The organism is Henriciella sp. AS95 (assembly GCF_038900055.1).
Classification (GTDB): Bacteria; Pseudomonadota; Alphaproteobacteria; order Caulobacterales; family Hyphomonadaceae; genus Henriciella.
In genome coordinates this window covers 1,602,173-1,616,355 of sequence record NZ_JBBMQM010000001.1, presented here as the reverse complement: position 1 = coordinate 1,616,355, position 14,183 = coordinate 1,602,173, and the positions used below count along the sequence as shown (strand labels likewise).

General features: G+C 58.3%; 14 protein-coding genes. 3 read left to right on the top strand and 11 right to left on the bottom strand.

All coding sequences use genetic code 11. The features are described from left to right. Positions 1-59: 59 nt before the first annotated feature. The 4 genes from WNY37_RS08015 to WNY37_RS08000 form a co-directional block, all read right to left on the bottom strand. The gene (locus WNY37_RS08015) at positions 60-2,057 is read right to left on the bottom strand and encodes an acetyl/propionyl/methylcrotonyl-CoA carboxylase subunit alpha (protein WP_342972944.1); all 1,998 of its coding nucleotides are present in this window, start codon (positions 2,055-2,057) and stop codon (positions 60-62) included. A gap of 101 nt (positions 2,058-2,158) precedes the next feature. Then, positions 2,159-2,632, bottom strand: coding sequence for an ion channel (locus WNY37_RS08010; RefSeq protein WP_342972943.1), 474 nt, complete (start codon positions 2,630-2,632; stop codon positions 2,159-2,161). A 4-nt stretch (positions 2,633-2,636) separates the two neighbouring features. Continuing rightward, on the bottom strand, positions 2,637-3,629 hold the full coding sequence (locus tag WNY37_RS08005) for a hypothetical protein (protein WP_342972942.1): 993 nt from the start codon (positions 3,627-3,629) through the stop codon (positions 2,637-2,639). A 74-nt stretch (positions 3,630-3,703) separates the two neighbouring features. Further along, the gene (locus WNY37_RS08000) at positions 3,704-4,135 is read right to left on the bottom strand and encodes a BLUF domain-containing protein (RefSeq protein WP_342972941.1); all 432 of its coding nucleotides are present in this window, start codon (positions 4,133-4,135) and stop codon (positions 3,704-3,706) included. 205 nt (positions 4,136-4,340) lie between these two features. Here WNY37_RS08000 and WNY37_RS07995 point away from each other — a divergent pair, with 205 nt between their 5' ends. The 3 genes from WNY37_RS07995 (at position 4,341) to WNY37_RS07985 (ending at position 6,830) form a co-directional block, all read left to right on the top strand. Next, the gene (locus tag WNY37_RS07995) at positions 4,341-6,032 is read left to right on the top strand and encodes a class I adenylate-forming enzyme family protein (protein WP_342972940.1); all 1,692 of its coding nucleotides are present in this window, start codon (positions 4,341-4,343) and stop codon (positions 6,030-6,032) included. An 8-nt stretch (positions 6,033-6,040) separates the two neighbouring features. Further along, positions 6,041-6,412, top strand: a complete 372-nt coding sequence (locus WNY37_RS07990) for a hypothetical protein (RefSeq protein WP_342972939.1) — start codon at positions 6,041-6,043, stop codon at positions 6,410-6,412. Between the two features lie 208 nt (positions 6,413-6,620). Further along, positions 6,621-6,830, top strand: coding sequence for a cold-shock protein (locus tag WNY37_RS07985; RefSeq protein WP_342972938.1), 210 nt, complete (start codon positions 6,621-6,623; stop codon positions 6,828-6,830). A 989-nt stretch (positions 6,831-7,819) separates the two neighbouring features. Here WNY37_RS07985 and WNY37_RS07980 read toward each other — a convergent pair. The 7 genes from WNY37_RS07980 to WNY37_RS07950 all read right to left on the bottom strand — a co-directional run bounded on the left by WNY37_RS07980 (position 7,820) and on the right by WNY37_RS07950 (position 14,168). Further along, positions 7,820-8,542 carry a hypothetical protein gene (locus WNY37_RS07980; protein ID WP_342972937.1) on the bottom strand — a complete coding sequence of 241 codons (723 nt, stop codon included), beginning with the start codon at positions 8,540-8,542 and terminating at the stop codon, positions 7,820-7,822. Next, positions 8,526-9,047, bottom strand: a complete 522-nt coding sequence (locus WNY37_RS07975; protein ID WP_342972936.1) for a hypothetical protein — start codon at positions 9,045-9,047, stop codon at positions 8,526-8,528. The genes WNY37_RS07980 and WNY37_RS07975 overlap by 17 nt, the downstream gene beginning before the upstream one ends. After that, positions 9,044-9,571, bottom strand: coding sequence for a hypothetical protein (locus WNY37_RS07970; protein WP_342972935.1), 528 nt, complete (start codon positions 9,569-9,571; stop codon positions 9,044-9,046). Before WNY37_RS07970 ends, WNY37_RS07975 begins: the two co-directional genes overlap by 4 nt. Positions 9,572-9,706: 135 nt before the next feature. Next, entirely contained in the window at positions 9,707-11,239 is a 1,533-nt protein-coding gene (locus tag WNY37_RS07965; RefSeq protein ID WP_342972934.1) for an acyl-CoA carboxylase subunit beta, read from the bottom strand. Between the two features lie 151 nt (positions 11,240-11,390). Next, complete coding sequence (locus WNY37_RS07960; RefSeq protein WP_342972933.1) at positions 11,391-12,374, bottom strand: DUF6624 domain-containing protein; 984 nt, start codon at positions 12,372-12,374, stop codon at positions 11,391-11,393. Between the two features lie 144 nt (positions 12,375-12,518). Next, positions 12,519-13,292, bottom strand: coding sequence for a hypothetical protein (locus WNY37_RS07955; protein ID WP_342972932.1), 774 nt, complete (start codon positions 13,290-13,292; stop codon positions 12,519-12,521). 219 nt (positions 13,293-13,511) lie between these two features. Continuing rightward, complete coding sequence (locus tag WNY37_RS07950; protein WP_342972931.1) at positions 13,512-14,168, bottom strand: hypothetical protein; 657 nt, start codon at positions 14,166-14,168, stop codon at positions 13,512-13,514. Positions 14,169-14,183 lie beyond the last annotated feature (15 nt).

The following is a 14,183-nucleotide window of genomic DNA, read 5'->3' as shown; positions in this document are numbered from 1 at the left end:
GCGGAACCTCCCGAACCGAACGTTCAGTCTAGCCGAATGTCACGATTTGGCGAACGTGGCTATTCGAATTCAACCATGATCTCATCAGCGGCGACGCTGTCACCAGCGCCAACATTGATGGCTTTGACCACGCCCGTTGCTTCGGCACGAATGATGTTCTGCATCTTCATCGCCTCGACGATACAGACCGCTTCGCCCTCTTCCACCGTCTGGCCCATCTCGACATCCACCGAGACTACGAGTCCCGGCATCGGCGAAATGATCAGCTTGGACGTATCCGGCTTCGGCTTTTCAGGCAGGCGCGAATGCAGGCTGGCCGTCAGCGGTGTGCAAACCAGCGCGCGAACAGAAACCCCGCGATGGCGGAAGACATAGCCCTCCGTCTTGTCGGAGAATTTCACGGCAAAGGGTTCGCCATCGAGAAATCCTTCGAAGAGGCGCGTGCCAGGGTGCCAGTCCGTCACCAGCGTATGGTCGGTGCCATCAATCGTGATGGTTGCCTCACCATCGCCAAGCTCAAGCTCGATATCCTGATGCTCGTCACCAAGGATCACGACCCAGTCGCGGCGCTGTTCGCCAGGCTCTGTCATGCGGCCGGAAATCTGCTCTGCGCGGCGGGCGAAGAGCCCATGCACATAAGCAGCCGAGGCCGTGAGCAATAGCGTTTGGTAATCGGTGGCCGGAACACCCTCGAACCCATCAGGGAACTCATCCTTGATATAGGCGGTGGTGATATCACCCGAGCGGAAACGGGCCTCGTCCATGACGGCGGCAACAAACGGAATATTGTCCTGGATGCCTTCGATGTGGAACCGGTCGAGCGCGGCGGCCTGAACGTCGAGCGCCTGGTCGCGGTCCTTGCCGTGCGTGATCAGCTTGGCGATCATCGGGTCGTAGAACATCGAGATTTCGTCGCCCTCACGCACACCGGAGTCGAGGCGCACCGTGCCCCCATTGAGCGGGCCCTCCATCGGAGGATGGAAGCGCTTCAGACGGCCAATGGACGGCAGGAATTTGCGATACGGGTCTTCGGCATAGACACGGCTTTCGACCGCCCAGCCATTTATCTTCAGATCGCTCTGCTTGATCTTTAGCTTCTCGCCATAGGCAACGCGGAGCATCTGTTCGACGAGGTCGACGCCGGAGATCATTTCCGTGACAGGGTGTTCCACCTGCAGGCGGGTGTTCATCTCGAGAAAATAGAAGCTTTTATCGACGCCGGAGGCAACGAACTCGACCGTGCCGGCGCTGTCATAATCGACAGCTTTCGCCAGCGCGACGGCCTGCTCACCCATCTTCTTGCGGGTCGCTTCATCAAGCAGCGGGCTCGGGGCTTCCTCGATGACTTTCTGGTTGCGGCGCTGGATCGAGCATTCGCGCTCAAACAGGTAGACACAGTTGCCGTGCTTGTCGCCCAGCACCTGGATCTCGATGTGGCGCGGATTGAGAATGAACTTCTCAATGAAGACGCGGTCGTCGCCAAAGGAGGATTTCGCTTCCGCTTTCACGGCCGGGAAGCCCTCTTCGACTTCCTTGTCGTTGGCCGCCACGCGGATGCCCTTGCCGCCGCCACCTGCCGACGCCTTGATCATCACCGGATAGCCGATGTCCTTGGAAATCTTGACCGCTTCCTTGGTGCTTTCAATGAGCCCCATATGACCAGGAACGGTCGAAACCCCGGCTTCGGCAGCAAGTTTCTTGGAGCTGATCTTGTCGCCCATCGCTTCGATCGCATGCGCATTCGGACCGATGAAAACGATCTTTTCCTTCTTCAGCCGCTCGGCAAAGGCAGGGTTTTCAGAGAGAAAACCAAACCCTGGATGAACCGCTTCCGCGCCGGTCTGCTTCACCGCGTCAACGATCTTGTCCATCACAAGATAGGATTCCGATGCGGCCGATGGACCAATGTGGACGGCCTCGTCGGCCATCTCCACGGCCATCGAATCAGCGTCGGCATCTGAATAGACCACGACTGTTTTCACGCCGAGGCGCTTACATGTTTTGATAACCCGAACGGCGATCTCGCCGCGATTGGCAATCAGGATCTTCTTGAACAAACCTGCCCCCTGAAACAGCAGTTACACTTTAGACTGGAGTGACTTATCGCCCGCCGCGCTGCGTGTCCATGATGTGCCGTGGGGGAAGCGCGTCGATTCGCTCACACTTTTTTGGAATGCTCGTCCGGTTTGACCCATCCGTCCTCAAGGCTGGCCTCGAACATGCGCACCTTTGTCGACACAGAGACAAGGAAGGCGGTCGACCAGCCGATCAGCAGAAATCCGTTTGCCGATTCGGTTGCGCCCAGGATCCGCCAGTGTCCTGCCGGGTTGATATCGCCATAGCCCACCGTGGTGAAAGACGAGATCGAGTAGTACAGCGCGTCATGAATGGAATCGAATGCACCGCCAAACAGAAAAGCAAACGCATATATCCAGATCTGGAGTGAATGCAGCGCGAAAATCGTCAGGACATAAACGATGATGGCAAAGCCTTGGCCGAGCACCGTCGTGAGATTGGCAGGGTGAACACGCTGGCGCCGCATCACGTGCGACAGCCCCACCAAGCCCGCCAAGTGCACGACACACGTTATGACCACCATGATGGCAGCAATGAAGAGCATGCCAATCAGCATGCGATCAGGCCGCTTCGATGGACTTGGTCGCTTCTTTCAGCCCCTGGGCAAAACCCGGTGCTTCTCGCTTGAGAAGTTCAATCAGTTCGCGCTCTGCCGGACTCACACTCTTGTCCCAGCCAAGCCGGCGCAAAAACCAGTTCTCTTCGTCATCTGTGACGATCGCGGCCTTCTTGGTTGCCGCTTCCTTGGCCATATAGCGGGCCCGGGCAGCCGCTTCCTCATTATAGCTGACCTTGTCGAACCAGGTCCCGCTCGTGAACGCATTCGCCATCCGACCGAAAAAACCGGAGATGCTGGAATTGTTGTCCTTCAGCCAGGCTTCGCGGCGCAGTGCCTCGGCTTCAGACACCGGATCGGGATGCGCGGCAGCAACCAAATGGTTCAACACTGCTCTTGCGAAAATGGTGTTCCAGACCTTGGAGTTCGAGGCAGTCGCGATCGCGTCATTGGTCTTGAACAGCACAGTCGCCTCATGCCGGCTGACGAAGAGGCTGCTCTCCCCTGCCGGGGCAAACAGAACTCTGCGCATCCGCTCTGTCATCGCGTCATCGGCGACGCCGTTCTCGATAATACGGCGCGAAACCGCCTCAAGACAGTAGCGTGAAAGCTTTTCAGGCGCGCCATCGGCATAACGCAGCAATGTCAGGATGAGGTCGATTTCACTGGTCGTCTCGATGTGGTTGTCGCGGCCGGTCTGCGTGATCAGCCAATCTGCCTCATCATCGGTTATCCACCCCTCAGGCGCTTCACGGGTAAGCAGAAAATCCTTGATGGCTTCGATAAATCGCTCGACCCAGACAGGATCGCGCTCGGCAAGCTGGTCATTGAGACGGAACAGCGTTTCGGCTTCGTCGCGGCTGACGATGCCGTCCTTGTAAATCTCGTTAACGATCCGGCGGGCATCAGCTTCACTGATTTCGCCAAGATGGGCGATGCGCGCCATCATCAGCTGCATCTCGTTTTCCATCGATTCCTCAAGCGCTGTGTTCATCATGGTGCCGGACACCCTTCCAGAAATCCGTTGCCATAGGGTTATCAGCGCGAGGTTAATGAATGGGAGGCGTCAGCTCACCGCATCCGGATGAATTTGGAAAACAGGTACAGCAAGTCGCGCGGCATGTCCGGGCTGAGCAATGAATCGACCGAATCGTCCTTGCGCAGGACCATGGTCGACGACCCTCCGTGATTGTCGACGCGATGATAGTTCATGCTCCATTGCGGAAAGGCACGGGCACTCACCGGTTCTCCGATGATCTGCGTCACACCATAATGGCGATCATCCTTCAGGATACGGCTGTAGATATCCTGAACTTCTGATCGCACACCTTCCAGCGCTTGCATGAAGGACCGCCCATTATGTGCCAGAAAACCGGTCAGATAGCGCTGGTCATTATTGTTCTGTGAAACGTTGAGAATGTCTTCGATGTCCTTGTCCGACAGGCCATCAACAGCCGTGCTGACATACACCAGACGATACATCTCCTCTGGATCTTCTTTCATTCTGAGGGGCATCCTCACTGATTGGTCCCAAGCTGCAAAAATCCCATGAATTCAGCCCGTCATCAACTGCTTACAAGCTGAGCGTGTGCAATAAGTTTTTCACGCAGAGATTGATTGCGCCGCGACCTAACGACTTTTCCGAATGTCGGCAGTTTCCCGATCCACGCGGTCGTGCAAGGGTCTTAAAAAAATACGGGGAGTAAGGATGCACTACGCAGAACTGCTGAAGGCGCGAGAGCAGCTGACCGGACCGGGCGGCGATTTCGAGATTATCGAGGCTGACATTCTCGGCAACAGGCTGAAAACCTATAAGAACGCCCCACCCAGCATTCGTGAAGTCTGGCTTGCCACCCGAGAATTCGCTGACCGCGACTACCTTGTCTTCGAAGACGAGCGCCTGACATACGCGGACGCTCACAACCAGACAGCCTCGATCGCCAACTGGCTCTTTGATCAAGGCGTCCAGCCTGGCGACCGGGTCGCGATTTCCATGCGCAACTATCCCGAATGGATGCTGATTTACTGGGCGTGCGTCTCTGTCGGCATCACTGTCCTCGGCATGAATGCCTGGTGGACAGCCGAGGAAATGAGCTATGCCCTCGCCGACTCCCAACCAAAGGTCTTCTTCCTCGACAAGGAGCGGCTGGCGCGCGTGCGCGAAAAGCTGGAAAGGGTCGAAGGCATCAAGCTCGTTGGCGTGCGGCTGGACGAAACAGCATCCGACGTGACGCCATGGTCAGAGGTCATCGCGCATGGCGGCGCATTGCCGGACGTCACTATTGACCCGGACTCAGACGCCTGCATTTTCTACACATCAGGCACGACAGGTTCCCCGAAAGGTGCGCAGCTGACGCATCGTGGCTGTGTCGCCAACCTGATGAACATGAAGTTCTCACGCACAGCTGGCGCGCTGGCCGTGTTCTGGGCGACCGGCGTCGCACCCCCGGATCCGCCGCCTGTACCGCATGGCCTGATCACGACGCCGCTCTTTCACGTCACAGCCAATAATTGCGGCGCCTACATCATCACCGCCGTCGGCGGCAAGATAGTGCTGATGTATCGCTGGGATGCGGGCGAAGCGCTCCGAATTATCGAGCGCGAGAAAATAACCTCCATGAGCGGCGTGCCAGTCATGGCCCGCGAAGTGATCAACCATCCGGATTTCGACAAGACCGACACGTCCAGCCTGATGACGCTCGGCGGCGGCGGTGCGCAGGTGCCGCCCGACCTCGTCCAGAAGATCGAAGACAAGGTGGCCACGGCCCGCCCCAACACAGGCTACGGCATGACCGAAACCTGCGGCATCATCACCTCGATCGCGGCCGACTTCTTCGTCGACAAGCCCGACAGTGCCGGCCCGTATATGCCGAACTTTGACGTCAAATGCGTCGATGATGTCGGCAATGAAGTGCCACAAGGCGAATTGGGCGAGCTTTTGGTGAAGGGCTCCTCGGTCATCAAGGGATATCTCAACCGCCCGGATGCCACGGCCGACGCCATCACCGATGGCTGGCTGCACACAGGCGATGTCGCCCGCATTGATGAGCACGGCTTCATCTATCTCGTCGACCGCAAGAAGGACATGGTCCTGCGCGGCGGTGAGAACGTCTACTGCGCCGAAGTCGAGGCCGGGCTCTATCGCCACGATGCGGTGGCCGAATGCTGCGTCTTTGGCGTGCCGGACGACAGGCTGGGCGAGGAAGTTGGCGTCGTCGTTGTGCTGAAACCCGGCGCAACGCTGAGCGAGGACGAGCTGCGCGCCCACTGCGCGAGCGTCATGGCCAAGCACAAGATCCCGCGCTTCATCTGGTTCCAGGATGACCTGCTTCCCCGCAATGCGAGCGGCAAGTTCCTGAAGAAGGACCTACGCCAGAAATTCGTCCCGGCGACGGCCTGACCGCCAGCATGCACTGGGTCGCCATTCTCATCATCGCAGCCTGGATGCTGATCGGCGGCGCCGCACACATGATCGCGCCGGAGCCTTTCTTCGCAATCGTGCCGGACTGGATGCCTGAGCTGGCGGTGGTCTACATCTCCGGCATTGTGGAGATCGTCATCGGCATCGCGGTTCTGATGCCGCGAACACGGTCGCTGGCGGGGCTCGCCTTTGCGCTGCTCTGCGCTGGCTACCTGCCCTTGCACATCTGGGACTTCATCCGCCCGGACCCGGTCTTCTCCGTGCCATGGTCCGCGAGCCTTCGTATCCTCATACAGATGGGCCTGATCGCGCTGGGCCTTTGGCTCTGGCGGCGCGGCCAAACCCCAGCCGGGACATGACAAATGTGTCAGAGCAGCTGTTTCCCCTTGCGTAACCGCTGCAAACAGTAGAGAGAGAGGTCTTCGACCCTTTCGCCGGACTATCAGGCCTTGTTTGCGGTTGCCCACTTTGTGGACCTGCTGCGCTCTCGACTTAGACGACTCCTAAAAAAGTTTCGACAATCCCGCTCGCAATGTCGCGTGTGGGTAATGCTATTAGGAGTTCTTTATGACCCCAGGCACAGTTAAATTTTTCAACGACCAAAAAGGTTTTGGCTTCATCTCTCCCGACCAGGGCGGCGACGACGTATTCGTTCACGCCAGCGCGCTTGAGCGTTGCGGCATGCGTTCGCTTTCGGACGGCCAGAAGGTGCAGTTCACCACCGCGATTGACCCACGCAAGGGCAAATCAGCGGTTGACCAGATCGAACTGGTCTAGCTGTTAAAGGGACAGGCCCCGCGCCGCGTCCCGACAGATTGAAAGACGCCGGCAGGTCTCCTGCCGGCGTTTTTTTATGCCCGGCGCGGCGATGCCAGCGCGGCCCTTCCAGCACGAAAAGCGCCAGGCGGGCTTAGCCCGCTGGCGTTTGGTGATGCCTGCCGATCAGAGGACAGGGCCGGGCGCGTCCGGTTTGAACGCTGATGTGACTGCCGCTCTTTCGAGACGGCGTATAAGCGCCCGAACCGGACGCGCCCGCGGAGTGTCTTGGCCGTTCGGGTGTCCCACTCCCGGCCCATCTCGGTATCGGACCTACGATATGCAGCCTGCTGCAAACGGGCCTGGTTCCCACATGATGCTCACCGCTCGGCAGGGCGTTAGTCCTGCCAGCAGCAAAGTCACCTCCGCTCCCCAAAGCCACCGGCCGGTCCGGACCGCCCTGTCAGGCCCTGGGATGGATGAATTTATAGACGGGGCGCGATGGTGGGGGATAGATTTTCGACGCCCGGGCGCTTCACCGCGACCTGATCGCGGTGCCCATCTCCCGCCGGACCCTCAAAACCCGACGTCCGGAGATGGACCCCGGATCAAGCCCGGGGAGGAGTAAGACATCTAATTTCCGCTCATTCCCGCGAAGGCGGGAATCCCGTGCCTCGACGTCAGACTTCACCTGCCTGAGATCCCCGCCTTCGCGGAGATGAGCAGTGTTGGGGTTTTGGTTCTGGCAGCGGCGCGCTTAGCCCGGCGGTTCTTCATGGTGAGCGAAGTCGAACCATGACGAGACCTGACGCGCCCGCCTTCGTGATTCGACCCTCATCCTGAGCGAAGTCGAAGGACGCTCACCACGAAGGCTTTGAGAGCGTCCGGTGTCCGATCTGGATCTGCAAATGGCAGGGTCGGCCATTGGGCATGATTGCAATTTGGCGGACAAGCCACAGGCGGGTCCTGACCGCCCTGTAAGATCATCGGACGGAGGAGTGGATTGGCAGCTAAAATTTCGAAAAGACGTTCAATACCAACACCTCAATATGAGCCGCGACGGTGTTGTCAGCGAGTTGATAACTGTTGGGGTGACCACAGGCGTTTCGCCTATCGAGACAATGACGCAGTGCGGTTTTTACGTTTTTTCCGATCACGGAAATTGCTTGAAGCACGTCCAAAAATTCGCTTTCACGCATATTTCCCAAGTCGTCGGCTGATTTGGCCGGCTTCCACTTGCCTTTTCGCTTCGAGGCTTCTGCATTGAATTCAGCCAAGTGGTTGTTGACTACCTCAGCATGAAGAACGGCAACAGCACCAAGCCAAGACATTACCACCGCAGATCGGAAAAACTTTGATTCATGGCACTTTATCGCTTCTTCGACGAATTCGCGGACCTGTGAATTTGCAATTGCCGAAGCATGACGCCTCAACTCCACGGATACACGCTGAATCTCTGGATTCGCCTTAAATACCCCCAAAGACGCGAGATGTTCGTGCCCCTCTTCTGAAAGCTCCCAACCTTGCGGAGTACGGATTGCCTTACCTTTGCTACGACCCAACAAGGCCGACACATTCCAACTCTTCGGAATTCGAAATCCCGCCTCAACAGCGCGCGACTTGATGTCTTTTACTTGGCAGGACTCTTCAATCGAGGCCAACAACAGTAGAAGCTTGTCCGACGCCTGAAGGTCTTTGTGCAACCAGCGCTTCAGATCAGCCAAGTTCAGCAAGTGATGCCTCCGCTTCTGAGCGAGTTGCATTTGACAGCGCGTACTTTCCGGAAGAGCGCGACAATAGCACTCCGTTCTTCACCAAAACCCGTAGAGTTTTGGTGTGATTGCCACGCATGTTTTCCTTGTAGAATGACGTAGCCGTTTTCATCGCATCCAGGATATCAGTCCTGCTGAATTCAACCTGACCAGTGACGTAGTATAGGTATATCGAAGCTGCTACGGCCAAGTCTGAAGCAGACGAAGACTTCCGATGACTTGCGATCGCATCGACCGAAAAATCAAAGTTAGCCTGCACCTCAGAAGTGACGCTCTGATTTCCAAGCGCCGCAGCGGGTATATTAGCTGGCGGAAGCGGAGCGGTCTGCACGGGCACTGGCTGAGCGGGCACCATATCCACCATGCGCTCAAGAATACCCAGAGCCTCCTCGTGCAAGTTGTCCTGCTCACCCTCAATTTCAACCTCTGCGAGACCGAGCTTTAGCTTGACGCGTCGGGTAGTCATGCTTCCGACCCTCCCTCAATTAGCTGTCGGATCAACTTATTACCTGCGACCGTAACTTTGTACGTCTTGCGGGCTTGTTGGCTTGTTCCGCTCTTTTTCAATTGAAGTACAAGTGCCGGCTTCTGCTCCTTCAAAGAAGTCAGCGCCGCTGTAACATTCTGAATCCCGTAACCAAGATTCTTCAGCAATGAATTTGCAGATTGCGAATCAAAGCCTTCCAAGCCCTCGTGCTCCTGTAACCAATATCCGGCCACAAGAGCTTTGTCGGCATTCGTCGTTGGATTTGCAGCATCGAACAGCTCAGCAAAAGTATCGAACAGAGTCTGTGCCCCGGAGGCAGCTGCCACTTCTTCGCGTTCATTGAACTCGCGAGTTTTGACGGGATGGCCTGCAACTTCTATTTGAAGAAGGTTGATAAGGTAGCTCAGCACCCGCGCTCTCGCATCTTCCGCAAGCGGATGAAGCTCATCGTGAATTTTTTTGATCGCCGCGAACTCTTCAGCCGCCGAATTATCTGAGTCCATCACCACACTCTCCATTTAGCCCAAGCTAAATGGTGAGCGAATCTTGAATTGCAAGAACCCCGCCTCTTTTAGTTAAAGATTCATGATTTTGATGACCGCAACGCAAGCCGTGACGTCAAAGTTACTCCGCTCACCCTAAAGCGGAATATTATCGTGCTTTTTCCAGGGGTTTTCGAGTTCCTTGTTGCGCAGGGTGCGCAGGGCCTTGATGACGCGGCGGCGGGTTGAGTGCGGCATGATGATGTCGTCGATATAGCCCTTGCGCGCGGCCACATACGGGTTCGCGAAATTGTCCTCATACATCTTGGTGTGCTCGGCGATCTTCTTCTCGTCGCCAATATCCTTGCGGAAGATGATCTCGACCGCGCCCTTGGCGCCCATCACGGCGATCTCTGCCGTCGGCCAGGCATAGTTCACGTCGCCGCGCAGGTGTTTCGAGCTCATCACGTCATAGGCGCCGCCATAGGCCTTGCGCGTGATGACGGTGACTTTCGGCACGGTCGCCTCGGCATAGGCGAAGAGGAGCTTGGCGCCGTGCTTGATGAGGCCGCCATATTCCTGCTTGGTGCCCGGCATGAAGCCCGGCACGTCAACGAAGGTCACGATCGGGATATTGAAACAGTCACAGAAGCGGACAAAGCGCGCCGCCTTGCGCGAGCTGTCAATGTCGAGAACGCCGGCGAGCGTCATCGGCTGGTTGGCGACGACGCCGACGGTCGAGCCTTCCATACGGCCGAAGCCGCAGATGATATTGGCGCCGAAATCCGGGCTGATCTCGAAGAAGTCACCCTCGTCCACCGTCTTCTCGATCAGCTCCTTCATATCGTAAGGCGTGTTCGGATTGGCGGGGATCAGCGTGTCGAGGCTCTGCTCGATGCGTTCGGGATCATCAAAGCTCGGGCGGACAGGCGCAGCTTCGCGGTTGGACAGCGGCAGGAAGTCGATCAGGCGGCGCATCTGCACCAGCGTCTCGATATCATTCTCGAACGCGCCATCGACAACGCCGGACTTCTTGGCGTGGACGGACGCGCCGCCGAGCGATTCGTGGGTGACTTCCTCATTGGTGACGGTTTTGACCACGTCCGGGCCAGTCACATACATGTAGGAGGTGTCCTTCACCATGAAGATGAAGTCCGTCATGGCGGGGGAATAGACGTCGCCGCCCGCGCATGGGCCCATGATCACGGAGATCTGCGGGACGACGCCGGATGAGAGCACGTTCTCCATGAAGATGTCGGCATAGCCGGCGAGGCTGTCGACGCCTTCCTGGATGCGCGCGCCGCCAGCGTCAAAGATGCCGACAACCGGCGCGCCATTGCGCATGGCGGCCTTCTGGATCTTCACGATCTTTTCCGACTGCGCCTTGGACAGCGAGCCGCCGAAAACGGTGAAGTCCTTGGAGAAGACATAGACAAGACGGCCATTGACCGTGCCGTAGCCGGTGACGACACCGTCGCCGGGAATGCGTTGGTCTTCCATGCCGAAATCGTGGGAGCGGTGCTCCACGAACATGTCGGTTTCCTCGAAGCTGCCTTCGTCGAGCAGCATGGTGACGCGTTCGCGCGCCGTCAGCTTGCCCTTTTCGTGCTGGCGCTCGATCCGCTTCTTGCCGCCGCCGAGGCGGGCCTCTTCGCGTTTCGCTTCCAGCGCTTCAATGACGTCCTTCATGCCGCTCTACTCCATCAGTCCGTATACCGTCGCATGTGTTACGCATGCGGGGCGCTGTAGGCAAGCAGAAGGGCAGCCTTCCCTTGGGAAACCTCACGAAGCCTGCGCCGCCACGAAGGCACGAGCGGCCTGGCCTGAGCGCAAGCCTTTCCTAATGCGCGCAGAAATTCCCAGCCATTTGGTCGAGCTCAGCCTGCATGCCCCTCATGCCGATGGCCGCCCGGCGCGCGTCGACATTTTCAGGATCCTCCATCGGGTGCAGATTGAGCGTGCCGTCTTCATTACACACCCACACCGGCTGGGTGCCATACCGCTGTCGTTCGCCGGTATTGATCGCCACGCGGTCCCACAAATAGGCGTAGTTGGAGCCTTTTACCCCGCCCGTCTCCAGAAAGGGCTGCATCCGCGACAGGGCGAGCGCCTGAAACTCGGGATGATCGTCCGCGTGCTGAACCAGAAGCCAGGCGTGCTCGGAAATTTTCCGGCCGAACCGGTCTCTGTCGATCCAGTCATAGGTTTCCAGCAGGTCCTTCATCAGCGCGGTCGCCTCTTCATCGACGAGGACGGTGTTCGCTGTTGCCAGGCGCCAGCCCCAGAACTCGGCGCCCGTCCGGTCTTCAGTGTTCAGGGCAACATAGGCCTGACGGGCGATCTGATCCCTCAGCCATAAATCGGAAATCGAACGCTGGGCGGCGGCGATGTCTGCGTTGCGCGATTTGCTGTACCGGTTTTTTCCTTTGAGGAGTTTGGTGAACGTCTCCACCTGCGCGTCGAATCGCGCTTTGCCCGCGTCGAAGGTAAGCTGGCAATCATCAGGATGCGCGGACGCCACCTTGATCCCGGCGCTCAGAATTACTGCGGACGCGATCTGACGTTCGGTATAAACCTTCTCGCTGTTCTCCATCACTTCGCCGAGCGCTTCGATTTCAGCGTCTGTATCAGCGGACGTACGGTCACAGAAGTCGACCGCCTGAGCCGCTTTCGGATCGTCAAGCAGGTCTTGCAATTGCGCTGGCAATGCATGCGCTGGCGACGAGACAGCCAGGACGCAGAGACCAAGGAAGGCGCAGCAGGCACGCCAGCGAATGGCGGGTTCTCGTTTCCCGGCGGGGCTTTGCGCAACATTGGTCGTCATGGGCAGATCCTCATCTGGTTCTGACAACCTTAGGTGAAGCTGCGCGCGATAGCCAGCAGCTCTGCACGCCAAAGGGCAGGCTTCCGACTGGGAAACCTGCCCTCGCCTGCTTTCTGTCAGGCTGCTTGTTTGGCGTTGGCGCGGCTAGCTGCCGGCGATGCCACCGCGAAGGTCATGCTCGCTATAGGGCTGCAATCCGCCCGGACCTGTGCGACGGGATTTGTCGTCGCGGTCTTTGCGCCAGTCGCGATTGTTGTCGCGGTCACTGTTGCGGCCCTGGTCATCATCGTCGCCGCGGCGATTGCGACCACGGTCATCCGCGCGGCGGTCGTGGTCATTGCGATCGTAGCGGGAGTTGGAATAGCCGCGATTGCCCCAGGACGAGCCGCGATGATTGTTGTGGCCCCAGCTATTGCCGCGATGGTCATCCCGGAAGCCATAGCCACGGCGGCCCGGCTGTGGGATGCCGCTCAGCGAGACGACACGGCCATAGTCGACAGAGCAGGAGATATCGCGCTCCAGCTCACGCCGGCGGCCTTCGAACTCCACATCGTCAAAGCGGACATGGAAGCTGTTGCGACCAGTCTGACGGACGCGGACATCGTCATCGATGTCGATATCGCGAAAACCGGCGCGGTAGCCCTTGCGCTGAATAGCGGCGGCGCATTGCTGCATCGCGCTGCGGCGCATCTGGCGGACTTCCCATGGGCTTTGCCCGTAGGTCGAACGACCATAATAGCGGCCGTTGCGGCCTCTCCAGCGATCGTTGCCGATGGAAACGTAGAAGGAGGCGTCACCGAGCGCGACTGTCAGCGCAGGCGATGCTGTTACCGTGCTGCGGGCCGGCGCGTCTGCAAACGCCGGAGCGGCGAGGAGTGGGGTTGCCGCTAAAGCCAGCGCCGCCACTCGGGTCGTCATGATGCGTTTCATCATGGCTGCAGGAAAGCACACGCCACATCAACCCGGCATGACTGGCGCAGTCGGGTCCGGTTCATCTCGTTTTTGATGGTTTTTCAAACTGTTAAGGCCTCTTCCAGAGAAGAGGTCATGGGCGGCGAGGCGCATTCCTGAACAACGGCTCCGCCGGTCTGGCGAGCCCGTTGTCCAGTTCATGCTGAGTTCAATGCAACGGTGGAGTTACGAACAGCCTTCGACGTAGCTCACCGCCGGTTCGATGCCGTAGCGATAGGCCCGCACGTTGCCGTCGGCGTCTTCCTCGAACACACCATATACATCATCGCCGAGATCGACTTTCAGGACTTCGATTTCAGGCTCGTATTTGTTCGGTGTGCGCGTACCGCCATCATAAAGGGATTCGACTTCATCCAGCGGCATGCCAACAGCGGCGCCAGCACTGGTCGTTACACCGGGTGCTCGGACATCGACGCGCTGCATCGTGCCCTCTGCCATCATGTAAGAGACATCATATTCATCGGCATCGGGCAGCAGATAGTAGCAGGCGGTGTTCTCGCTCATGTCGCCGGACAGATCGCCGTCAAAGGCGTCACGGACCTCGGTTTCGGTCAGACCAAATGAGACGTTGCAGTATCCAGCCGACGAGATCGACGTGCAGTCAGTGCCAGTCTCTGCCGAAGCAGTATCAGTGGTGTCGGCTTCGTCAGTGGGTTCTGCTGGCAGGACGGGTGTTGCCCCATCTGCGGGAACGACCGGCGTTGAGTCTTCGACAGTTGCATCAGGCGTTGCGGCACGGTCGGTCGTATCATCCGGTCCGCCGCACGCAGTCAGCGCGATCAGGGCGGCGGCAGGGACAGCAAGTAAGAGTGATTTGGGCATGAGAGTACCTCCTGC

What these genes read in the sequence shown, in the direction of transcription:
- WNY37_RS08010 (WP_342972943.1), bottom strand. Translation starts at nt 2,632, where the DNA reads ATGCTGATTGGCATGCTCTTCATTGCTGCCATCATGGTGGTCATAACG.
- WNY37_RS08005 (WP_342972942.1), bottom strand. Translation starts at nt 3,629, where the DNA reads ATGATGAACACAGCGCTTGAGGAATCGATGGAAAACGAGATGCAGCTG.
- WNY37_RS08000 (WP_342972941.1), bottom strand. Translation starts at nt 4,135, where the DNA reads ATGAAAGAAGATCCAGAGGAGATGTATCGTCTGGTGTATGTCAGCACG.
- WNY37_RS07995 (WP_342972940.1), top strand. Translation starts at nt 4,341, where the DNA reads ATGCACTACGCAGAACTGCTGAAGGCGCGAGAGCAGCTGACCGGACCG.
- WNY37_RS07990 (WP_342972939.1), top strand. Translation starts at nt 6,041, where the DNA reads ATGCACTGGGTCGCCATTCTCATCATCGCAGCCTGGATGCTGATCGGC.
- WNY37_RS07985 (WP_342972938.1), top strand. Translation starts at nt 6,621, where the DNA reads ATGACCCCAGGCACAGTTAAATTTTTCAACGACCAAAAAGGTTTTGGC.
- WNY37_RS07975 (WP_342972936.1), bottom strand. Translation starts at nt 9,047, where the DNA reads ATGACTACCCGACGCGTCAAGCTAAAGCTCGGTCTCGCAGAGGTTGAA.
- WNY37_RS07970 (WP_342972935.1), bottom strand. Translation starts at nt 9,571, where the DNA reads ATGGACTCAGATAATTCGGCGGCTGAAGAGTTCGCGGCGATCAAAAAA.
- WNY37_RS07965 (WP_342972934.1), bottom strand. Translation starts at nt 11,239, where the DNA reads ATGAAGGACGTCATTGAAGCGCTGGAAGCGAAACGCGAAGAGGCCCGC.
- WNY37_RS07960 (WP_342972933.1), bottom strand. Translation starts at nt 12,374, where the DNA reads ATGACGACCAATGTTGCGCAAAGCCCCGCCGGGAAACGAGAACCCGCC.
- WNY37_RS07955 (WP_342972932.1), bottom strand. Translation starts at nt 13,292, where the DNA reads ATGACGACCCGAGTGGCGGCGCTGGCTTTAGCGGCAACCCCACTCCTC.
- WNY37_RS07950 (WP_342972931.1), bottom strand. Translation starts at nt 14,168, where the DNA reads ATGCCCAAATCACTCTTACTTGCTGTCCCTGCCGCCGCCCTGATCGCG.